26 protein-coding genes and 2 tRNA genes are annotated in these 22,111 nt (G+C 41.8%); 1 reads left to right on the top strand and 27 read right to left on the bottom strand.

Features of this window, described 5'->3' with window-relative positions; all coding sequences use genetic code 11:
• Nucleotides 1-6: 6 nt before the first annotated feature.
• The 15 genes from WS08_RS05005 to WS08_RS05075 all read right to left on the bottom strand — a co-directional run bounded on the left by WS08_RS05005 (nt 7) and on the right by WS08_RS05075 (nt 10,844).
• Nucleotides 7-453 (bottom strand): YueI family protein, encoded by a 447-nt coding sequence (locus WS08_RS05005; protein WP_009496118.1) that lies wholly within the window; start codon nt 451-453, stop codon nt 7-9.
• 140 nt (nt 454-593) lie between these two features.
• Nucleotides 594-803, bottom strand: a complete 210-nt coding sequence (locus WS08_RS05010; protein ID WP_009496119.1) for a hypothetical protein — start codon at nt 801-803, stop codon at nt 594-596.
• On the bottom strand, nt 800-2,365 hold the full coding sequence (locus WS08_RS05015) for a peptide chain release factor 3 (RefSeq protein ID WP_009496120.1): 1,566 nt from the start codon (nt 2,363-2,365) through the stop codon (nt 800-802). Before WS08_RS05015 ends, WS08_RS05010 begins: the two co-directional genes overlap by 4 nt.
• Nucleotides 2,366-2,476: 111 nt before the next feature.
• Nucleotides 2,477-3,223, bottom strand: a complete 747-nt coding sequence (locus WS08_RS05020) for a hypothetical protein (protein ID WP_009496121.1) — start codon at nt 3,221-3,223, stop codon at nt 2,477-2,479.
• 97 nt (nt 3,224-3,320) lie between these two features.
• Nucleotides 3,321-3,872 carry a nucleoside tri-diphosphate phosphatase gene (gene ntdP / locus WS08_RS05025; protein ID WP_009496122.1) on the bottom strand — a complete coding sequence of 184 codons (552 nt, stop codon included), beginning with the start codon at nt 3,870-3,872 and terminating at the stop codon, nt 3,321-3,323.
• A gap of 87 nt (nt 3,873-3,959) precedes the next feature.
• Nucleotides 3,960-4,772, bottom strand: coding sequence for a RecX family transcriptional regulator (locus WS08_RS05030; RefSeq protein WP_009496123.1), 813 nt, complete (start codon nt 4,770-4,772; stop codon nt 3,960-3,962).
• Nucleotides 4,773-4,832: 60 nt separating this feature from the next.
• Entirely contained in the window at nt 4,833-5,507 is a 675-nt protein-coding gene (phoU, locus tag WS08_RS05035) for a phosphate signaling complex protein PhoU (protein ID WP_009496124.1), read from the bottom strand.
• Between the two features lie 52 nt (nt 5,508-5,559).
• Nucleotides 5,560-6,318 (bottom strand): phosphate ABC transporter ATP-binding protein PstB, encoded by a 759-nt coding sequence (gene pstB, locus WS08_RS05040; RefSeq protein WP_009496125.1) that lies wholly within the window; start codon nt 6,316-6,318, stop codon nt 5,560-5,562.
• 10 nt (nt 6,319-6,328) lie between these two features.
• Nucleotides 6,329-7,156 (bottom strand): phosphate ABC transporter ATP-binding protein PstB, encoded by an 828-nt coding sequence (gene pstB, locus WS08_RS05045; protein WP_009496126.1) that lies wholly within the window; start codon nt 7,154-7,156, stop codon nt 6,329-6,331.
• 14 nt (nt 7,157-7,170) lie between these two features.
• Nucleotides 7,171-8,061 carry a phosphate ABC transporter permease PstA gene (gene pstA, locus WS08_RS05050; protein ID WP_009496127.1) on the bottom strand — a complete coding sequence of 297 codons (891 nt, stop codon included), beginning with the start codon at nt 8,059-8,061 and terminating at the stop codon, nt 7,171-7,173.
• 5 nt (nt 8,062-8,066) lie between these two features.
• Nucleotides 8,067-8,984, bottom strand: a complete 918-nt coding sequence (gene pstC, locus WS08_RS05055) for a phosphate ABC transporter permease subunit PstC (protein WP_009496128.1) — start codon at nt 8,982-8,984, stop codon at nt 8,067-8,069.
• A gap of 2 nt (nt 8,985-8,986) precedes the next feature.
• Nucleotides 8,987-9,865 (bottom strand): phosphate ABC transporter substrate-binding protein PstS family protein, encoded by an 879-nt coding sequence (locus WS08_RS05060; RefSeq protein ID WP_009496129.1) that lies wholly within the window; start codon nt 9,863-9,865, stop codon nt 8,987-8,989.
• A 108-nt stretch (nt 9,866-9,973) separates the two neighbouring features.
• A complete protein-coding gene (locus WS08_RS05065) occupies nt 9,974-10,249 on the bottom strand; it encodes a hypothetical protein (protein ID WP_009496130.1) in 276 nt (91 codons plus the stop codon).
• Nucleotides 10,250-10,299: 50 nt separating this feature from the next.
• Nucleotides 10,300-10,560, bottom strand: coding sequence for a hypothetical protein (locus WS08_RS05070; RefSeq protein WP_009496131.1), 261 nt, complete (start codon nt 10,558-10,560; stop codon nt 10,300-10,302).
• A gap of 17 nt (nt 10,561-10,577) precedes the next feature.
• Nucleotides 10,578-10,844, bottom strand: a complete 267-nt coding sequence (locus WS08_RS05075) for a hypothetical protein (RefSeq protein WP_009496132.1) — start codon at nt 10,842-10,844, stop codon at nt 10,578-10,580.
• Nucleotides 10,845-11,028: 184 nt separating this feature from the next.
• Between WS08_RS05075 and WS08_RS05080 the strand changes: the two genes are divergently transcribed.
• Complete coding sequence (locus WS08_RS05080; protein ID WP_009496133.1) at nt 11,029-11,361, top strand: heavy metal-binding domain-containing protein; 333 nt, start codon at nt 11,029-11,031, stop codon at nt 11,359-11,361.
• Between the two features lie 62 nt (nt 11,362-11,423).
• On the opposite strand, the gene WS08_RS05085 is transcribed toward WS08_RS05080, so the two are convergent.
• The 12 genes from WS08_RS05085 to WS08_RS05140 form a co-directional block, all read right to left on the bottom strand.
• Complete coding sequence (locus WS08_RS05085) at nt 11,424-12,191, bottom strand: TIGR01457 family HAD-type hydrolase (RefSeq protein WP_009496134.1); 768 nt, start codon at nt 12,189-12,191, stop codon at nt 11,424-11,426.
• Between the two features lie 2 nt (nt 12,192-12,193).
• Entirely contained in the window at nt 12,194-12,802 is a 609-nt protein-coding gene (locus WS08_RS05090; RefSeq protein WP_009496135.1) for a YutD family protein, read from the bottom strand.
• A gap of 5 nt (nt 12,803-12,807) precedes the next feature.
• Nucleotides 12,808-14,181 carry a bifunctional metallophosphatase/5'-nucleotidase gene (locus WS08_RS05095; RefSeq protein ID WP_009496136.1) on the bottom strand — a complete coding sequence of 458 codons (1,374 nt, stop codon included), beginning with the start codon at nt 14,179-14,181 and terminating at the stop codon, nt 12,808-12,810.
• 31 nt (nt 14,182-14,212) lie between these two features.
• Nucleotides 14,213-14,668, bottom strand: a complete 456-nt coding sequence (locus WS08_RS05100) for a hypothetical protein (protein WP_009496137.1) — start codon at nt 14,666-14,668, stop codon at nt 14,213-14,215.
• Nucleotides 14,669-14,671: 3 nt separating this feature from the next.
• Nucleotides 14,672-15,760: an aminopeptidase P family protein gene (locus WS08_RS05105; protein ID WP_009496138.1), complete on the bottom strand. Its 1,089-nt coding sequence runs from the start codon at nt 15,758-15,760 to the stop codon at nt 14,672-14,674.
• A gap of 71 nt (nt 15,761-15,831) precedes the next feature.
• The gene (locus tag WS08_RS05110) at nt 15,832-16,941 is read right to left on the bottom strand and encodes an enolase C-terminal domain-like protein (RefSeq protein WP_009496139.1); all 1,110 of its coding nucleotides are present in this window, start codon (nt 16,939-16,941) and stop codon (nt 15,832-15,834) included.
• An 89-nt stretch (nt 16,942-17,030) separates the two neighbouring features.
• Nucleotides 17,031-17,104 (bottom strand) — tRNA-Ile (locus WS08_RS05115).
• Nucleotides 17,105-17,135: 31 nt separating this feature from the next.
• Nucleotides 17,136-17,208 (bottom strand) — tRNA-Lys (locus WS08_RS05120).
• Nucleotides 17,209-17,273: 65 nt separating this feature from the next.
• Nucleotides 17,274-18,071 carry a 2-succinyl-6-hydroxy-2,4-cyclohexadiene-1-carboxylate synthase gene (gene menH, locus WS08_RS05125; RefSeq protein WP_009496140.1) on the bottom strand — a complete coding sequence of 266 codons (798 nt, stop codon included), beginning with the start codon at nt 18,069-18,071 and terminating at the stop codon, nt 17,274-17,276.
• Complete coding sequence (menD, locus tag WS08_RS05130) at nt 18,064-19,737, bottom strand: 2-succinyl-5-enolpyruvyl-6-hydroxy-3-cyclohexene-1-carboxylic-acid synthase (protein ID WP_009496141.1); 1,674 nt, start codon at nt 19,735-19,737, stop codon at nt 18,064-18,066. Before menD ends, menH begins: the two co-directional genes overlap by 8 nt.
• Entirely contained in the window at nt 19,727-20,893 is a 1,167-nt protein-coding gene (locus WS08_RS05135; RefSeq protein WP_009496142.1) for an isochorismate synthase, read from the bottom strand. Before WS08_RS05135 ends, menD begins: the two co-directional genes overlap by 11 nt.
• Before the next feature lie 15 nt (nt 20,894-20,908).
• Nucleotides 20,909-22,099 (bottom strand): DUF2075 domain-containing protein, encoded by a 1,191-nt coding sequence (locus tag WS08_RS05140; protein ID WP_009496143.1) that lies wholly within the window; start codon nt 22,097-22,099, stop codon nt 20,909-20,911.
• Nucleotides 22,100-22,111: the final 12 nt, after the last annotated feature.

Genomic DNA, 22,111 nt, shown 5'->3' on the forward strand with positions numbered 1-22,111 from the left:
TATCCCTTAAAAGAAACGTTGGTACCATTTCTTTTGTGGTGTCTCTGTTTCATTCGTTTTTTCCTCAATTACTTGAGGGGTTTCAATCATATCGGCTAAATTAATCTCCGTTTTGTGAACAGCGTGATCTGCGACCAAAACTGCCACAACATCACTTTTTGCCGAAGCACTGTCCGTAACCATTGAAAACTCTTCATGGTGTTTCTTAGCCAATTGAATATATGGCATTAATTCATCTGTCTCTAAATGACCATTTAACTTCCAAACTGCATCTGGGTAGCGTGTCAAAATTTCATCCCATAGCGTCATCATTTCTGGATCATCAAGTGTATCCTTCAATTGCATCGCGTAAACACGTTCACGATATGCCCCCAAATAATGATTCTGTTCGTCGGGATTAATCTTTGGTGTCCCATATAATGCATTCTGTAAGTGTGGATCCATTTCCGGCATGCCAATTCTCCTCTTAATTCAATAACTCTTATTTTAACATAATCGACTTAAAACATTTTACAAAACCCGTTGATAGGTCGCGACATTGACGTCATAATCGCCAATTGAAAAGAAAAAGGTTGGCACTAAGTGCCAACCTTTTATCCCCAAATTAAAACATAAAGTCCCATAACAAACACAATCAACATGTATAGGCCAAACAGTACATGCCACACGTTAGATGCCTTTGGATGTTGGCGCATAAGCCAATGTCCGACAAAGTAAATTAATGTTGGCAAGACCATAATGATACCAAATAACTTTAAACCTGCTAACCAAGTTGTTGATGCGACCGAAAGGGTCAACATCATAGCTTAGCCTCCAATTGTACATCTGGATACTTATCACCGAACCAACGTTCAGCGAAGTGGTTTTCAAACAAGAAGACAGGCTTTTCATGACGATCACGTACCAATAGGTTACGAGATGATGCCATACGTGGGTCCAATTGTTCTGGGTTAACCCAACGCGCAATCTTGTTACCGATTGGCTCTAGGACAACTTCAGTGTTGTATTCATTTTCCATACGGAATTGGAAGACTTCGAATTGCAAAGCACCCACGGCACCCAAGATGTAATCTCCTGAATCCCATGCTGTGTACATTTGAATCGTTCCTTCTTGCACAAGTTGTTCAACACCCTTGTGGAAAGACTTTTGCTTCAAAACGTTCTTCGCATTCACTCGCATGAATTGTTCTGGTGTAAAGGTAGGTAGTTCTTCGAACTCAACCTTCTTCTTACCACCAAAAATGGTATCTCCAATTTGGAAATTACCCGTGTCATATAGACCGATAATGTCTCCTGGTACAGCATTTTCAACGTTTTCACGTGTGTCAGCCATGAATTCCGTCACATTAGACAAACGCAACTTCTTACCAGTACGTGATAATGTAACATCCATACCACGTTCAAATTCACCAGACACAATACGCACAAAGGCAATACGGTCACGGTGATTTGGGTTCATGTTCGCTTGAATCTTGAAAATAAATCCTGAGAATTGCTTATCATCTGGATCCATTTCACCACCATCGGTTGTCTTTTTTGCTTCCGGTGCTGGTGCATATTGCATGTATGTTTCAAGGAATGTTTCCACCCCGAAGTTCGTCAACGCTGATCCGAAGAATACAGGTGTTAATTCACCCTTCAAAATCGCTTCTTCAGAGAATTCATTTCCAGCATCAACCAACATTTCAACTTCATCACGTGTTTCAGCCCAGGCTGGTGTTTGTTGAATAGGGTTTGGTTCAACCAATTCTGAACCATCTTCATCCAATGCTAGGAAACGTTCTCCTTCAGGACGGTAAACTTCAACACGATTGTGGTACAAATCAAACAACCCTGACAAAATCTTACCTGATCCAATTGGCCAGTTCATTGGGTATGCTTGAATCCCCAATGTGTTCTCTAGTTCATCCAACAAATCCAAAGGTGGACGACCGTCACGGTCCAACTTGTTGAAGAATGTAAAGATTGGAATATGACGTTCCTTAACGATTTCAAACAACTTCTTTGTTTGTGGTTCGATACCCTTAGCTGAGTCAACTACCATGATAACCGAATCCACGGCCATCAATGTACGGTATGTGTCTTCAGAGAAATCTTCGTGGCCCGGCGTGTCCAAAATGTTGATACGCTTACCTTGGAAATCAAACTGCAACACAGAAGACGTTACCGAAATTCCACGCTTTTGTTCAATTTCCATCCAGTCAGACTTGGCAAAGTTTCCTTTACGTCCCTTAACCGTTCCTGCTTCACGAACAACTCCACCAAGCAACAATAGTTGTTCAGTAATCGTTGTTTTACCCGCGTCCGGATGCGAAATAATAGCAAAGGTACGGCGATTTTTTAATTGTTCTTGAAATGCTTCCATGTTTAGTTCGCCCTTTTTTAATTTAACTTTTTCTTAATTATCTTAACAATTCAGTATAACGAAAAAAACACCCTGGTTCAAGACCAGGATGCTTTTAGATTGGTGAGTAATCTACCACTTCATTGAATTGGCAACGTCTGCAAGAGACTTCGTACCATTACTTGCGTTAACGGTTTGAATCAAGTTTTGTACCTCTGTGTCCGGTACATAATCAATGTTAATCCCTTGTTCAGCCAAACGCGCACGTGCTTCTGATACTGTCATCTTACCTTCAGCGATATTAGCGGCTTTTTTATCTGCATCAACTGCATTGTTTGACTCAGTCTTATTTGATTCAGATGGTTCTGTCACTTCACCTTGAGGATTATTTGTATTGTCGTTTTGGTTACTATTTGCTTCATTTATTGCTTCTGATGATGACTTTTCTGATGTGATGTCAGATCGTGAACCATCCTTGTTTTGCTCAGCCTTCTTCTTTGCATCGTCTAATTGCTTCTGCAAATCCACTTGCATCGCCTTAATTTCTTTATCGATGACAGGAACTGTTACTTCAAGTTTCAAGGCACCCTTTAAGATATCCAGTGCACCTTTTTGATCATGACCAGCAATCTTTTCAGCGTTCATCACCGCAACTAATTGTTCATCAGCTGCGGTTGTCATATCACTTTTCTTAATTTTAGCTGCATCTTTATAAGCTGTCTGTGCATCTTTCCATTCATGTTCTTTCACATGCTTCTCAGCCATTGTGATAGCTTCATTGTATTGCTTGTCTGTATTGTTATTCATGACTGCGTAAACGCCACCAGCACCTAGAATAAGCACTAATAGCGCGCCAATAATTGTCAGTATCTTCTTCATTTTGCAGCCCTCCTTTTTGTACTTTCAGTATATCAAACATGTGAATTATTTGTTAGATAAAAAAAAGACGACCTATAGGTCGTCTTTTTTAACAACTTTATCGATTATTTCGTCGCTTAATTTCTAAATAGCGACGATACCACAAATCAACATATGCCTGTGAAAACGGCCCACGTTCTTGCTCAATCCAATCGACTAAAATTTTGACATGTTCTTTCAAAATGAAATCAATGTCCGCTGGATATTGCCAACGCGCTTTGTGTACTTCATATTCATCTGCATCTAATAAACGACGTTCACCATCTGGAAACACTTTGACATCAAGGTCGTAATCAATATATTTAAGTGCTTCTTTATCTAAGACAAACGGTGAGGCCAAGTTACAGTAATATGAGACCCCATTTTCACGTAACATTGCCACAATGTTAAACCAGTATTTTCGATGAAAGTATACAATCGCAGGTTCACGAGTAACCCAACGTCGGCCATCATCTTCAATCACCAATGTATGATCATTCAGGCCGATAATTGCATTTTCACTGGTCTTCAACACCATTGTGTCACGCCAGGTACGATGGAGGCTACCATCGTGCTTGTAGCTCTTAATCGTAATAAAGTCGCCTTCCCTTGGTAGTCGACTATCTTTCATTATCAGAGCCCGCTAAGCCTTTCTCCTATTTAAAATCTTCCTTTTTATTGTACCTGAAAGCGCCACTAATGTATATTCTTTGCCCTGCTATTCGTTGTCTTTTTCACGTTCATACGTTCTTAACCAGCGATCAATCGCATCCAATTGATACCCCTTGCGGTACAAAGCTTGTTTTACACGCTTCGTAAATTCCCAACCAGTGTATTGCATGTAGCGATTCACAACCTTTTGCGCGTCACGGTCTAACTTATCATTTTCACGTTCCATGTCTAAATCATGCTCGGCAAAATAATTCGTTAACGCTTCTTTAATCAACCGCTGATCAAAGCCGTCCTGAATTAACTTTTGTTGTGTTTTTTGTTTCGCTAAATACATAGCATAGCGATCATATTTCATCAGTAACCGTTCTACTTGTGTTTCAAGATGCATTTGTTGCGTCTCATCATCATAAGCATCCACGGCATCTAATATTGTATTTTGATCAATGCCCCATTGCTTCAACTTAAACTGCACACCTTGGGGGCCTAATTTTCCAGACCGCATCACCCCAGCCACATAACCTTCCGCAAAAGCGGTGTCATCAAGCACTTGGGCTTTTTCTAAGCGCATTAAGACTGTCTCAATCACATGCACAGGAAAATCTGCTTCCTTTAATTTCATCGCAACTTGTTGGCGTGAACGCAGCTGCCCAGTCGCGTAAATCAAGCCTTTTTGATAAGCCAATTGTTCATATTCAGCTGCTTCAACGGCTGCTAATTGTTCATCATCCAGCGTAGTTCCCTTAAACAGATTGAACTGAATTAAGATTTTTTCATCAACGGCAAAGCCATAATCATCATCCAAGTAGATATTATAACGACCCGGTCGTTTTTGTTGCGTTACCCGTGTAATTGTTCGCATCTCAGCTTCCTCTATCTTTAACTATAACAAAAAAACGCCACTTTCGTGACGTTCCGTTGCTTACAAGTATGATGATGTTCCAGGGTTCAATTCAACAATCTTTCCTGTACGCTTGTAAATAATCCATTCCGCAATATCAGTAACGTAGTCTTCTGTACGCTTCAAGTATCCGCCAACCACAATGTAATCTGTTGCTGCGGCAACAAATTCTGGGTCTTCCTTCATTGCTTGAATTGACTTGTTACGAATTTCAGCCATTTCTTCACTAACATGACCAGCTTCAGTGGCCATTGATTCTGCACCTGCGATGTCATCGTTGACATAGAAGTCCAAAACCTTACGAACCATCATGGCAACTTCCTTACCAACTTCACCAATCAATGTTTCAATTTCAGGAATACGCTTTGTACCCTTCATGTGAATTGTTGAGATGGCAATGTTACGTGAGTTGTCACCAATACGTTCAAGAACTGACACAGCCTTCAAAATCGTCACGATTTCACGTAGGTCAGTTGTAACGGGTTGGTACAAAGCAATCATTTCGAATGTCTTCTTTTCGATTGCGATTTCACGGTGATTAATGGCCTTATCACGGTCAATAATCTCTTGTGCCTTTTCACGATCGTGATCAAGGAAAACTTGCACAGATTCTTCCAAAGTTTCTGAAACAAGTAGTCCCATTTCCTTAAACGATGTATCTAAATCAGCTAATTCTTCATCAAACATGCGACGCATATTGAATCCCTCCCAAATTTCTCCTTATTGCTAAGGTGCCGTATTTTAAATATTATCCAAAACGTCCTGAAATGTAATCTTGTGTTTCTTGACGAGCTGGGTTCATAAACATCTTCTTTGTTGCATCCGCTTCAATCAAATCACCATTCATAAAGAATGCTGTACGATCTGAAATACGAGATGCTTGTGACATTGAATGTGTCACGATAATCATTGTGTAGTCATCACGCAATGACAACAATGTGTTTTCAACCTTGTGAGATGAAACTGGGTCCAAAGCGGCCGTTGGTTCATCTAGCAACAAGATATCAGGTTCAGTTGCCAATGCACGGGCAATTGACACACGTTGTTGTTGTCCACCAGACAATGACAAGGCTGACTTATGCAAGTCATCCTTAACTTCATCCCAGATAGCGGCTTGACGCAAAGACATTTCAACCTTTTCGTCTAAGATAGCCTTATCTGTTTGGCCAGAAATACGCATTCCAAATGACACGTTATCGTAAATTGAGAACGGGAATGGATTTGGTTGTTGGAAAACCATTCCGACACGCTTACGTAGTTCAACCACGTCCATGCTTGGTGCATAGATATCTTGTCCTTCAAGCGTAAATGTTCCATTAACAGTTACGTAGTCAGTCAAATCATGCATACGGTTAATCGTACGTAGGTAAGTTGACTTTCCTGAACCTGAAGGTCCGATTAAAGCGGTAATCCCATAACGATCGTAATCAAGGTTAATCCCATGAAGGGCTTCCTTTTCACCATAGTATAGGCGGACATTTTCTGTTTTTAAAATTTTATCGCTCATGCTAGTCCCCTTATCCAAAGTTTCCGTTGACGTAATCAATTGTCAATTGCACCTTAGGGCGAGTGAAGATCTTACGTGTTTCATCATATTCAACAACCTTACCCATGTGGAAGAAAGCTGTGTAGTCTGAAATACGCGCTGCTTGTTGCATGTTGTGCGTCACGATAACAATCGTGTACTTATCCTTAAGCTCAAGCAATGTATCTTCAATCTTCGCAGATGAAATTGGGTCCAACGCTGACGCAGGTTCATCCAATAGTAGGATGTCTGGCTTCATCGCAATTGCACGAGCAATTACCAAACGTTGGGCTTGACCACCTGACAAAGCCAAAGCTGACTTATCCAAGTCATCCTTAACTTCATCCCACAAAGCAGCTTGCTTTAGAGATGATTCAACAATTTCATCCAAGTATTCCTTATCGCGAATACCATGTTGCTTCAAGGCAAACGTAATGTTCTCACGAATTGACTTGGCAAATGGATTTGGACGTTGGAAAACCATTCCAATGTGACGACGCATTTCGTAAACGTCGACTTCCTTAGAATTGATGTCCAATCCACGGTACATAATCTTACCTTGCACGTCGGCAACATCGTCATTCATACGATTCAATGAACGCAAGAAAGTTGACTTTCCTGATCCTGAACCACCAATCAATGATGTAATCTTGAAACGTTCAAATTGTAGATCTGCATCTTGCAAAGCAAGCTTTGTTCCGTAGAAAACTTTTAGTCCATCAGTTGTAAGGGCGACTTCTTGATTATCATCCATGCGGTAGATGTTGCTAGTTGGTTGTTCCGCATTCAGATTTAAGTAATCTAAGTTATTTTCACTCATGTCAAAATCCTCTTTTACTTGGTTGCTGTTAGACGCTTGAATAGGTAATTACTTAGGTAACGTGCTAAGAAATTAAATAGCAAGACAGCAATGATAAGAACAGCTGAGGCACCAGCTGAAACAGCAGCAGCGTCAGGCATGATTCCTTCAGAATTAATCTTCCAGATATGCACGGCTAGTGTTTCTGCAGGACGCATAATGTTCAATGGACTTGAGATATTGAATGGGTTCCAATCTGTAAAGTCCAAAGCAGGTGCTGATTGTCCAGCTGTGTAAATCAACGCAGCGGCTTCACCGAACACACGTCCGGCTGACAAAACAAGTCCTGTCACAATTGATGGCAAGGCAGCTGGCAAAATAATGTGACCAACTGTTTCCCAACGTGACAATCCAAGGGCAGCCCCTGCTTCACGTTGAATGTTAGGCACTGTACGTAGTGAATCTTCAACGGAACGTGTCAACAATGGCAAGTTAAAGAATGTCAAAGCAATCGCTCCAGACAAAATTGAGAAACCAAGATTGAATTGGACAACGAAGACCAAGAAACCAAACAAACCAACAACAACAGATGGCAATGATGACAAGATTTCGATTGATGTACGAATCAAACCTGTCACACGACTCTTTGGGTTTGCGTATTCATTCAAGTAAATTCCAGCTCCCAAGGCAATTGGGAATGAAATCAACATTGTAATGATTAGCAAGTACATTGAGTTAAATAGTTGAATTCCAATTCCACCACCGGCTGAGAAACCAGTTGAAGGTGATGTTAGGAACTTCCATGATAGATGTGGTAATCCTTGAATCAAAATGTATCCTAGCAAAGAAGCTAGAATCACAATAACAAAACCAGAAATTCCAAACAAAACTCCAGTTGCGATTTTATCTGCACGTTTAGCATTCATAATGATTACATCGCTCCCTTCTTAGCAATTGCACGAATAACTGAGTTAAAGAATAGTGACATCAACAATAGGATTAATGCCAAACTCCACAACGCATTGTTTTGAAGTGATCCCATAACCGTGTTTCCAATTCCTTGTGTCAACACTGATGTTAGTGTTGCTGCTGGAGAAGTTAGATTATGTGGCATCAAAGCAGCGTTACCAACCACCATTTGTACGGCCAAGGCTTCACCAAAGGCACGCGCCATTCCAAAGACCATCGCAGTCAAGATACCTGGTGTTGCACCACGCAAGATAACCTTGTAAATCATTTGCCAACGTGTTGCTCCAAGAGCTAACGCTGATTCACGATAGTGACGAGGCACAGCCTTCAATGTATCAACAGTCATAGATGTAATCGTTGGTAGAATCATAACGAAAAGGACAATCGCCCCTGACAAGATTCCAAATCCTGAACCACCAAATGTATTACGCATAAATGGCACCAAAACTGATAACCCAATAAATCCGTAAACAACTGATGGAATTCCAACCAATAGTTCTGTAACAGGTCCCAAAATCTTAGCACCACGCTTAGGTGAGATTTCAGTCATGAACAAAGCTGTTCCGATGGCAAACGGTGTTGCGATCAATGCAGCAAGCAATGTAACCAAGAATGATCCAACGATCATTGGGGCAGCACCAACAAAAGGTACGCCATTAGCATCTTTTTGACCTGGGGCCCACTTAGTACCCGTTAAGAAATCCCAAAGATTAATCTTATCAACGAAGAAAGTGGCCAATCCCTTAGATGCGACGAAATAAAAGATTGAAACAACAACGGCTACAATCAACAACAAGGCTGATAGTGATACGATGCGTCCAAATTTATCACGACGGCTAGCTTTAGATTCCTTTAACAAGGACTCGCGAATTTCGTCCATCATTATTCTCCTTTAACAGCGTGTACATTTCCATTAACATCACGTTCAACTTCCATCTCGTGAATTGAAATGTATCCTAGTTGTGGTACAAGTGTTCCTTGAATTTTTTCTGAATTTAAGTGTTCAATGAACTTTTGGACACCGGCACGTGGTTGTCCCTTCGTGTACACATGTTCATATGACCAGATTGGCCATTCACTTGTCTTAACAGTGGCTTCTTCTGGCTTAACACCATCCAAAGTTGGTACTGAAATTGAGTTATCCAAGTACGCAAACGCAGCGTATGAGATTGCACCTGGTGTTGTTGCCACGATTTGACGTGTCATACCTGATGAATCTTGTTCTTGTGCGTCCATTGATTCGTGTTCCTTAAGTCCCCACTTCTCAAATGTTAGACGGGTTCCTGATCCAGACACACGGTTAACAACAACAACTGGCAAATCAGCACCGCCGATTTCCTTCCAGTTCTTGATCTTACCTGTAAAGATATCAATCAATTGTTGTTGTGTTAAATTGTCAATTTTATTTTCTTTATTAAGCATTGGAGCGATTCCTACGACAGCGACCTTGTGGTCAACTAGCGCACTCGCATCGATTCCTTCTTTTTCTTCCGCAAACACGTCAGAATTTCCCAAATCGACAGCTCCTGATTGAACCTGTGCTAACCCGGTTCCAGTTCCACCACCTTGCACGTTAACAAACGTCCCTAAATGCTCATTGGCGAAGTCTTCACCAGCAGCTTCCACAAGTGGTTGTAGCGCGGTTGAACCAACCGCAGTAATGTTCTCACCACCATTTTCGTCACGTGTGACATAACCCCACGTCAACAAACCTCCAATGGTCGCAAGAATGGCAATAATGATAAACCAACTACGTTTCATAATTGAACGTCTCCTATCAATTTTTACTACATTATTAATTATCTAAGATATATGTAAAATAGTCATCACAGTTGTGTAAAGATTTCCATTACAAAGCAACAAATAACCTTACACGGCACCGAACGTTGTTGCCCACGCTAGCATTAAGACGGTTGCAGCGTTCAAACCTAAAATCAGGCTATATAGGATACGTTGACGCTTAGTTAAATCTTGTGTCAACAATTGCACCCCGAAGAACACAAAAATCATCAACATTGCCAAGATAATCAAACTTTGGCGACGAATCATCAGTTGTGACAACATCACCACAATCAAGGCAACGTTATACCACAATGAATTTACCACTGGCGCCAAGACATTGGCCCACTTTTTTAAATTACTCACACAAAACTCCTCATTCGAATGTGTCCGTTATTCTATGAATAACGACTAAATTAACCAAAGAGAGCTACGATATGTAACCCCACAGAAAACAACACTAAAACTAACAATATGTAATAAAACACACGCATGCGCTTGCTATGATTACCTGCTACTAAATTGGTGAACACCATCATCAACACCAATAGTGATGAGATTAACACCATCGGATCCACAAATAGTTGTGCTAACACAACACCCGTCAAAAGAATTAAAAACCAGACTGAATTCACAATCGGTTCTAACGCATATGCTAATTTATTTACCCACTTCATCTATGCCCGCTCCTCGTTTAAGCAAACCATGCTGCAATTTCCAAAACAATCATCAAGGCATATAGACCTAAAATCACGTAATAGAAAGTACGTTGTTGCTTCGTTAACGTTACTGTCAATAGATTTACCATCACAAGTAGTAGTACCAATGTCATTGATAAAAAGGTTGTTAATGGCGTACGGAAAAAGAATTGTGACAAAATAACGCCACCAAAAATAATCAAAAACCAAACGGTTTGAATATATGGCTTAATCGCAAAAGCAAATTTTGTTAATAACTTCAAAATGTATTCCTCGTTTTCTTAAATGACGTCAATCATACAAGTATACTATATTTTCACAAGCAAGACGTGCTTATATCGCGCTTTATACGCTTTAATTATCCTAAATTTAAGGTTGTTTTTCGTAAAAATTGCTATAATTCAGCATTATAACAAACGATATTTATCATCCTGAAAGGACTATATTATGTCAGATATTTTAGTTGTCACAACTGAACAAGTACCAAACTTCGACATCATCGAAACTTACGGTGAGGTATTCGGGCAAACAACCCGCTCTCGTAACATGTTCTCAAGTTTCGGCCAAGCCTTTAAGTCCGCAACCATTGGTGGCGAAATTAAAGGTTATACAAAACTACAAAACAGCGCCCGTGATGAAGCCATTGAACGTATGCGTATCGCAGCCGCTGAACGTGGCGCAAACGCTGTTGTCATGTTCCGCTTTGACAGCAACTCAGGTGCTATCGGAGATTCCGTTAACGCTTATGGGACGGCTGTCAAAATTGCACCACGTGCTTAATCAATAAACCAATCGCAAAATAAAAAGGAGCTATCAGCTGATAGCTCCTTTTTTGTATATCATTAGAATTCCCATTCATCCAAAGCATTCACAACATGCGTTGGTTGAACTGGCTTTTCTGCTACTTGTTCAGGTGTTGATACCCCTGTGTAAACTAATAGCGTGTCCATTTCAGCGTTAATTCCTGCCAAAATATCTGTTTGATAATTATCACCAACCATAACAACTTGGTTTGCCTTTAAACCTGTACGCTTCAAAGCTTCTTGCATGATAATTTTTTCTGGTTTTCCGACAACAACTGGTTCTTGTTGAGTTGCTGTTTTCACAGCCGCAACAATTGTCCCCGCCCCTGGTAATAGACCACGTTCATTTGGTAAATTCGTGTCCACGTTGGTTGCAACAAAGGCAGCACCATTTTGAATTGCTAGTGTGGCATGCATGAGCTTGTCATAGTTAATATCACGATCTAACCCAACCACAACGACATCCGCAGTACCTTCAGTCACCAATGTTAGTCCTTTGTTTTCAAGCGCTGTCTTCAATCCGTGTTCACCAATCATCATGACACGTTGATAACCTTGACCTGCAACATAGTCTGCTGTGGCCATAGCACTTGTATAGATGTCTTCAGGTGTCGTGACAATCCCATGTTGTTCTGTCAAAAATGCCGCAACTTCTTCTGGCGTCTTTGTTGAGTTATTTGTCACAAATAGATATGAACTATCTGATGCCTTAAGCTTTTCCATAAAGCGCTTGGCTGCTGGAAATGATTCAGTTCCGGCATAAATGGTACCATCTAAATCAATAAAATAAGCATCATACTTTAACATAACTACTTTCCCTTCTTTGCTGCTGGCTTGTCAGTCTTACGGTCACGCACTTCAAAATGACGCTTTTTACGTGTCCCTTTGACTTTCACTTCTGGATTTTTACCTGCATTTGGTTTCTTGTTTTGCGCTGGACGTTGTGATTCCTTCACCGCCGCACCTTTATTCTTAGAAGAATTTGAACCACGACGTGAACGATGACGACGCTTCGGTCCTTCATTCGTATCGATATCTTCTTGTACCTCATGTGGTTCCAAGTTTTCTAAGACAAAGTAAGGCGCCCCAAAATTCACTTCTTCGTAAAGATAATCTTCCAAAGCTGTGATTTGTTGGTTACGTGGAATACCAGTAATCCCCTTATTGTAGAAACCACGCAAACGTAATTGATCCGCTGCAATGTCCCCAACAATAAAATTGTACTTTTCTAAAAACTCACTAAAACGCGCAGCTAATTTTTCATCATCATACGCATCGCGGTAATTCACCACTAATTTATAACTGCGTTCGTTAATTTGTAACTTATCAAAATCATCCGCGGCATGGATAATTTGCGTCGCAGCTTGGCGTTCAGCAAATTGTGCTTCAGCCAACTCCTTCATTCTTTCACGATTCATTTCTATTACTCGTTTTCTATCTTATTTTTTAGGTAGCTGCCAAATGTTTCGCGTAGAACTTGATCATACATCATTTCATTTTCACCCGCGATTTCCAATGTTGGAAAATACGGCACAAACAAGTAATGATCTAAACTACCAATTTGATACGGTCGTTCTAAGTCGATTGGTTCATCATGGACATAATAGCGATTATCATGCCATGTTAATCCATCGAATACTATTGTACCAAATTCGCCACCGCGAAAGCCCATCCCCTTTTGACGATGCATACGCAAGAAGGCTTTATTCTTATCGACTTCTTGCGCTAAGCGAATTAAGTCACGCCCTAACAAGGTCGTACGCATAGGATGAATGGCATGTGGCAACATATCATGGAGCGTTTTTTTCGTGACCATACCGGCTGGCAGATCAGTTAAAAATAGACCCGTTGATAGCATCGCAATCTCTGTTTGGGTCGCTTCTTTAATAGCAGCTAATCCTAAATCAATCACGCGATGTTCATCATGCACACCTGTTGTATACGTTCTTGGCATTTCTGCAACCACTTCATGTGATAACTTATCATCCCCAAGGGTTTGATAGGCCTTAATTTCTGAGCCGTCTTCAAACAAGCGAGCCATCTCACCAACTGGATGGACAATTGCTTTGGTTTCAAGCCCTGCATCTGAAAACGTTAGTGTCACTTCACCAACGTGATCACCATGTCGGCCAGCAGCAGCCAATAATGTCGACCCAATGCGTTCACCTTCTGGCAACACATGATGCGTATGAGCACCTAAAATCACATCGATTGCCGGAAAGGCATGGGCAATATCGCGATCCGTTGGCAAGCCCAGATGTGACAACAAGACAATGGCATCATGCGTTTCATGTAGCTGCGGTATCCATTCGTTCAAGGTCTCCATCACACCGGCTGGTTCCCAACCTAATAATGGTAATGTCCGAATAAAAGGAGCTGTTAGCGCTAATACAGCAATCTTTTGCCCTTGTTTCGTTGTCAGCGTCTTGGTTTGTTCCGCCCAAAGAGGTGTTTGACCTGTTCGTTCATCCGTCACATTCGTAATCAAGACTGGAAAGTTAGCCTTTTCATATAGTCGATTTAAGGCATCATGATTCATCCCTAAATCTTCATTGTTTCCAATCGTTACAGCCGTATAGCCACCCTCATTAAGTAATTGGACATTGGCGCGTCCCATTGTCGCATCCGTTAACGGATGTTCACGGTCTAGTGCGTCGCCAATATCAAATGTAAAAGAGGTGATACCAGCGCGCTTCGCTTTACTACGCGTCCCATTCAAGAAACGTCGGATTTGTGGCCAACGTTCCAGATGTGAATGCATGTCATTCGTGTGTAATAGCTGTACTTCTTCGCGCATACGATATCCCCCTTTCTTTTACCGTTATAGGCTAAATAAGATGTCCATGTCCCAAACTTTGTAACCAAGCTTCAAACTCAGCTAAATTATCTGGTTCTGCATTAGCCCCCATATATTGTTGCCAGGCTTGCATTTCATCATCAAAGAAACGCAATCCCCATTCATCAGTTGGACCCATACGGAGTGATTGCATTTCCGGCACCCATGTTGCCGTTAATTCATGCAGATGACGTTCGATATTCACCCATTGCAAAGACACGTCTTGACCTAAATGTGCGTAACGGCGCAACATTGGATCCGCACGCAATGTCTCTTCATTGGCTGGCATAAAGTTAATAGCCATATCCGCAATATCAAAACGTGGTGCATTTAATTCTTTATTAATTGACACAACAAACGCTTGATTATCGTCTAACTTTTTCCCATATACGTAATCAAACCCTGTTTTTAAATTCCCATGATAAAACTCAAAATATGCTAATCCCATTATTTACTTCTCAATCACAATTAATTCTGTTGAAATACCAGCAGTTAGATTTTCGTATCCATCTTCTGTAACCAAAATTTCGTCCTCAATACGAACACCACCTTGATCAGTCAAGTAAATACCCGGTTCAATCGTCAACACCATGTTGGCACGAACTGTGTCAGCTGCGTCGGCACGCGCTGATACAACTGGACCTTCGTGAACATCCAAACCGATACCATGACCAGTTGAATGACCATATGCTTCACCGTAGCCAGCAGCATTAATAATGTCACGGTCTACAGCATCTAATTCAGCTAATCCAATCCCAGCAACCGTCGCAGCAACTGCGGCACGTTGTGCTTCTAGGACAATCCCGTAAACCTTCTTCATTTCATCAGTTGGTTCACCAAAGGCAATTGTACGTGTAATGTCGGATGTGTAACCATCTACGAAGTATCCGAAGTCAATGGTTACCATGTCACCAGTTTCAATGACCTTGTCAGAGTAGATACCGTGTGGCAATGCACCACGGTATCCTGACGCAACAATTGTGTCAAATGATGGCTTGTCTGCGCCGTTTTCCTTCATAATGGCATCCAAACGGTTCGCCACTTGACGTTCAGTCATACCAACATGTAGTTCTGGCAACAATTGATTGAATGACTTTACCGCTACTTCAGCTGAGCGACGTAGCTTAGTTAATTCTGCTTCATCCTTAACTTCACGAATCAATTCCAACAAGCTAGGTACTGGTGCAATATCAACCCCATCAAAGTTTTCATCTAGGTAATCAAAATCACGGAAGGCAATGCTGTCTTCAAATCCCAACTTACCAATTTGGAAACGCTTAGCGGCTGCCATGGCAACACCCCAGTAATTACGCGTTACCAACAATTCGATACCTTTTTCTGCCAAAACAGCACGGTATTCATCTTCATAACGATCATCAGTAATCAATGCAATGTTTTCAGGTCCTACCAAAACAAGACCGTCTCCAGTCCCACCTGTAAATCCTGTTAAGTAGTTCATGTTTGTTCCATCTGTAATAATCAAACCATCTACGTTTAATGGTTCAAACATTTGGCGAACATTTTCTGTACGTGTCATCATAGCAAATCCTCCGGTCGTTTTTTTCTATTATATAGCAAAAAGCACCTTGATGTTCATCAAGGCACTTATCTTTATGGCTTTTGTAACAACTTTATCGTTTCCGTTGGTCCAACTTGGTGCGCTAAAATAGCAGGCCAATTTAATGTCACACCAATCCCAGGTCCTTTTGGAATCTGAACATGTCCTGCTTCAAAGGTTAGATCATCTGCTACAATATCAGTCACAAAATAACGATTGCCTTGTGAGATGTCAGCTGGATATTGTGGTGTTGGTATATAACTCGCCAAGGCAGCATCTACTGCCCGCCCCAGACCTGAAGCCAACATACCCCCAATCCAAGGAAGTTTTTCTTGTTCTAAAACTATATCAATTGCTTGTTTAGCCGCCTGAATGCCACCTAATTTTCCCTGCTTAATGGTATAAGCTGGTACCTGTGTTTCGGCCAACCACATCTGCACATCAGCGATACTATTGAGGTGTTCATCCAAACTCAATTTTAACGGTAATAATGCTTGAGCTTCTGCGTCATAGGTGGCAAATGATCCTTGCTTGAATGGTTCTTCAATTAAATCAATTCCTAACTTCTGCAATTGTTTTAAGTAATCTTTGGTCGTAACAGAATCATCTAAGCTCGCATTAAAATCTAAAGAAAACAATTGATCAGGATATATTGCAATAACATCCCCAATCGCCTCGAATTGTTGGTTCGCTTGCTTAAGTTTAATGCGGCGATAACCGGCTTTTTGTGCCTGGTCGATTTCTCCCATCTCATCAAGTCCTAAGGCAATCCCTACTGGTGCGGTTTCTGTATGTTCCCCTAACATATCAGCTAACGACCGGTGCTCATATTTCCCAACTGCATCCCAAAGGGCCATTTCAATCCCAGCCCGTGCAAATTGGCCATCATTAGGTAATTGCACCAACAAATCTTCAAGTTTTTCTCCTTGAATGCCCACAAGTTGCGCAACATGCGTTTTTAGCCAGCCTAACGCGTCATTTTGACTTTGCGGTGCATATTCACGATTTGCGAATGCTTGCACTTCACCATAACCAACATAAGCATCATCAATGGTTATCGCAATTAATATCAACGGGCGTTGATCGGTCACATCATGCGCTGTTTTAAAAGGATTTTGTAAGGTTAAAGCCAACTGACGATAGGTAATCTGCGTAATCTGCATGGGACGCTCCTTTCTGTGAGAAATAGAAAAAATCTAAATAAAAAGCCATCACAAAGCCGATAAATCGGATTGTGACGGCTATTCGTTAGTGTTCCTTCAGGGACTCGAACCCTGGACCGGACGGTTATGAGCCGTCTGCTCTAACCAACTGAGCTAAAGGAACGCAATAAATACATTTTAATCAAACGATTAAATGTCCCCTCAGGGGCTCGAACCCTGGACCCAAGGATTAAAAGTCCTCTGCTCTACCAACTGAGCTAAGGAGACAAACCGTATTTATTGCAAAATAACAAACTCAATTATACATGAAAGCCTAGGCAAATGCACCTTATTTACCAATCAGACTCTAGGATTTCCGTATAGGTTTCAGGCGCCTCGAGATGCACATTATGCCCCACCTCAGGCACAATTATCTGACGACTCTGTCGAATGGCTTTATCTAATCGTTGCCCCAAGTCAGTAAATTTAGTGTCCAACGCTCCTGTAATAACCGTTACTGGCATGGTTAACTGTTCTAAATCTTCCCAGTAATTTGGCATGGTTCCTGTCCCAAACGCACGTAATGAATTCGCCATATTAACTGCGACTTGGTTAAGCCGTTGTTGCCGTACCGACATCTGAATCGTTTCAGTCACCTGACTTTGCGTCGCAAACAAAGGGAGTTGCTCCCACATCGCGACAAAATCTGGTAAGCCATTTTTCTCAAGACGTTGCGCTAGCTTTTCATCTTTTTGTTGGCGTTCTACTTGTTCATCGATACTTGGCAAACCAGCTGTACCGCTTTCTAGAATCAATTGCTTGATCATTTCTGGATACGTCATCGCAAAGCTCAATGCTAAACGGGCCCCCATCGAATAACCAACCAAATGAACTTGTTCCAGATTTAATGCATCAAACAATTGTTTTAAATCACCAATCTGTTGCGAAACAGATAAGCGTTCAACGCTTACGGTTGGTGCCGCCATACCAAAGCCAAGCAAATCAATATAGACACACGTGCCTTTCGGCTTAATGGCTGAAAACTCGTGTTGGCTCCCTAGAAAACCATGGAAAAAGACCCAAGTAGGCTGCCCATCCCCTTCAATCGTGACTTGATAAGGATAGTCGTTAATTGTGACAACTTTATTCATGATGTGCCTCTTGTAATGAACGAATACGCTCACTGTGCGCAAAAACATTTTCTGCACGATCAGTTTTTATTTCAATTAGACGTAACCCATGCCATTGGGTGTCAACCAAACGGGTTAAGTCAGTCAGGTCTGTGACCAAATGATATTCAGCGTCATACAAAGCCGCAATCTTAGCAATATCCAAATCTTGTCCAGTACCAAACATCTCTTCAAAGTAGTCATCAGCTTGTGATTGCGGTAAGAATGAAAAGATTCCCCCACCGTTATTGTTGGTGACAACTAAGGTTAGATCAATGTCATTTTGACGCGCTAACATTAGCCCATTCATGTCATGGAATAAAGTTAAGTCACCGATCGGCAACCAGGTAGGTTGTCCATTCAAGGCCATCCCCACAGCTGACGCAATCGTCCCATCAATCCCATTCGCGCCACGATTAGCCATGGTTGCGACGCTGGCGGATGGTTGCCAATAGTTATCAAAATCACGAATCACCATTGAATTGGCGAGGAATAATTGTGCATCCACCGGCAATTTTGATAACGCTTGTGCCACACTCATTTCAGTCAATGTTGATGGTTCTTGAACTGCTGATAAACGCCCTTGTGTAGCTTGCCAATCAGCCAAGAACCTTTTGTCACCCACAACATCCATCGTTAATAGATCCTGCAGAATCGTCATGTCATCACCCACGATATTCATGGTTGTATGACGTGAATGGTCATGGCCTACATGTTGCGTCCCCACTTGAATTTCCAAGACATCTGCTGTGTGCAACCATGGTAATAGACGACCAGAGACTGGTGTCCCACCAAAACGAATCACCACGTCAGGCACCATATCTGTGCTAATGGCATCAGCCGCCAACAAGGCATCAATTCCAGCAATCATATGCGCTTGCCCACGCACACCACTCAAAACATCAGCGATCACTGGTACATGCCACTTCTCCGCCAATGCGGCAAAGCTTTCTGTCTGCCAAGCTGTTTCAGCCGGTCCAGCTAGAATCATCACCTGTTTGTTCGTTAATACCGGCATCAAAGCAGCGACATCAGTGTGGGTTGTCCCTGATAGAAATGTTTGGACTTGCACATCAGGCCATTCAGTACCCAAATCAGGCATCAATGGCTTACGTAAAGGCAAATTAATTTGAACTGGTCCTGCTGGTTGCGTTACTGCTTGGTGTACTAATTGTTGGACTTGATAATCAATATAGGCACTCACATCCGCATGGTCATCTTGCAAGGTCAATTGCATGGCGGCCTTCACGTGGTCACCATACATGCCCACTTGTTGCATCGTTTGTGGTGCACCCACATGTTGTAATTCTTGTGGACGATCTGTCGTCAGAACAATCAAAGGCACATGTGATAGACGCGCCTCAGCTAAGGCAGGCAAATAGTTCGCCGTCGCTGTTCCAGATGTCGCTAATAAGGCGACTGGTGCTTGTTGTGTCTTTGCCAAGCCCAAGGCCAAAAAGGCAGCATCACGTTCGTCTACCGCAATATGGACTTCCACCGATGAATTAACATGGCGGCTGTATTCAGCCAACAATAAAGCTAATGGCGTTGAACGTGAGCCTGGTGACACGATAAAGTGTTGGACACCTTGTTGAACAAGACTTTGAATTAAGTGTTGCACATGTGTTGTTAGTGTTTTATTTACCATTAATTTGCTCCTTCATGACTGACAACATTGGTGTCATTTTCAGATTGATTTCAGCCCATTCTTGCTGAGCATTAGAAGCAGCCAAAATACCAGCCCCGGCGAATAACGTTGCCGTCTGATTAGCTAATACCATGGCACGAATACCAATCACAAATTCCCCATCCCCATTCGGCCAAATCATACCAATAGGTGCGGCGAATAGACCACGGGCTTTATCTTCCACCGTCGCAATTGTCTGCATCGCCCATTGCTGTGGCACACCACCTAACGCTGGTGTTGGATGCAAGACCTTTACAACATCCAATAAATGCTTATTAGCGTGTAAGTGACCGGTAATTGGTGTGTACAAATGTTGAATTTGTGGGGTTTGTAATAAGATTGGTTCATTTGACCAAGTCACATCAGCCATCGGCGTTACTCGTTTAACAATTTCAGAGACGACCAATTCATGTTCATGTCGATTCTTCACATCTGCTAACAAATCTTCACCCAAGGTCTCATCTAACGCTGGTGTTTCACCACGTGGTGTAGATCCCGCTACTGCAGCAGTCGAAAATTGCCCATCTTTAACAGAGACTAGTCGTTCGGGTGTCGCAGATAAGAACAACGTGCCATTACGCTTAAACGCGACATGGTAGCTAGTCTTTTGTTGGTGATTCAAATCAATCAGCAATTGCGCCTCGTCTAACGGACCATCAAAAGTTAGTTCTTTTTGCGCACCCAACACCGTTTTTTCTTTCGTTGCATCTTCTTTCATGATGGTAATCACATCATCAACACGATTTACCCAGTCTGTTTCAGTTTGCTCTGACACAATCTGACGTTGTGTGAGTTCTTTCAACGTAATTTGAAGTGTACGTGCAAGGTAGCGAACATCCCCATAAAAGGTTTCTGTTTGACAATCAATCACGACTTTAGGCGCGATAAATCCTGCTAGTAGATCACGTTGATTAGCTGGTATCTGCTCATCAAAAGAAAATCCACCAAACACAGGCACATCTTGCGTAGCTTGCCAGCGCTTCAATGCATCTAAGTCTGTCGCATCACATGTGTCTGCAATCCCAAATCCCATCAGTGTCGTTTGACGGTCGGCACTTTCCCAATATACGGCATTGTCATCTTGGGCAAACCATTCAAAGTAATCTTCTAAAATCATTTCGTTCTCCTAACACTAAAGCTTCAGTAGTCGCTCTCTTAATTTTGGATCAGCGGCCGTTAAATACATGCCATGAATCCCACGCGTCACTAAGACATGCAAGGCATTCATCATGTAGGCTTGTTCTAAACGTGCAATATCAGCGGGATTCGTTACGTCATTTCGACGCTTATAAATCTCACGATGTGTCACTTTATCTGGATTAATAACAATGCTGTCTGAAACATCATCATATTCATATGCTGGACTTAATATAACCCCGACATAATTTAAATCAAACCCTTGGACTGTGTAAATAGAGCCGACTTCATGAAGGGACTCAGGTCGTTCAGCCCATGGTGTTTTTTGTGGATCATATTCATCCCAAGGCAAGTCAAAGCCATCCATATAAACATTATGCTCATCAGCATGACGTCGCACAAAACCGGTTGTGGCCACGACGCGTGACAAGCCTAGTTCAGCATCGCGTGCTTGAATCTGTTTAAATAGCTCGTCTGCGCGATTATACATGCGGACATCATAACCACCTAAGTCGTTAGGTATTGGTCGTAATTCCCCATTCCCTAACTGCGTTAACCACGTATTTAACGCCACAGAGCCTTGTACACGATGTTGGTAACCTAATTTGAATGTCTTCACGTTTGTGTCATTTAGCTGCGCACGCAACAACTCAGGGCTCCACATCATTTTGCTTTGCATAACCTGTTTAAAATCAAACACGACGACCACAACTTTAGCACGCTTCACAATTTCTGCTAATTGATTATCCTGCATAAATTTAATATATGGTTCAGACTTAGATAACAAAAGATGTCCTTCATCAATCACGACCACATCTGCGATTTCATTCGTCTTATCTAGTTGATTGATTAAACTAGTTGGTCGTACATAGTCTTTTTGGCGTAGTTCTGGAATACGCATACTCATCTCTTGGTAAACTTTTAATAATTCAGGATGATTTACCGCAAAATAGTTTTTCGTATTAGTGTATGCGCCTGCGTTTGATCGTGCACTACTTTGAAGCTTACGAAACAAAGCTGTCAATAAGACACTTTTCCCAGTTCCAGCGGCGCCTTCAACCACCGCAACATGTGTTTTCTTAGCCTTTAGACCAGTTTGAATAAAAGATTCTAGTTCCTTTAAGTCCTTCACCTGTTGGGTTGTTAACTCTGCCACATTAAATTTTTCAAAAATCGTATTTGTCATATTCCAAGTATA

The organism is Weissella tructae (assembly GCF_000732905.1).
In the GTDB taxonomy this organism is placed as follows: Bacteria; Bacillota; Bacilli; order Lactobacillales; family Lactobacillaceae; genus Weissella; species Weissella tructae.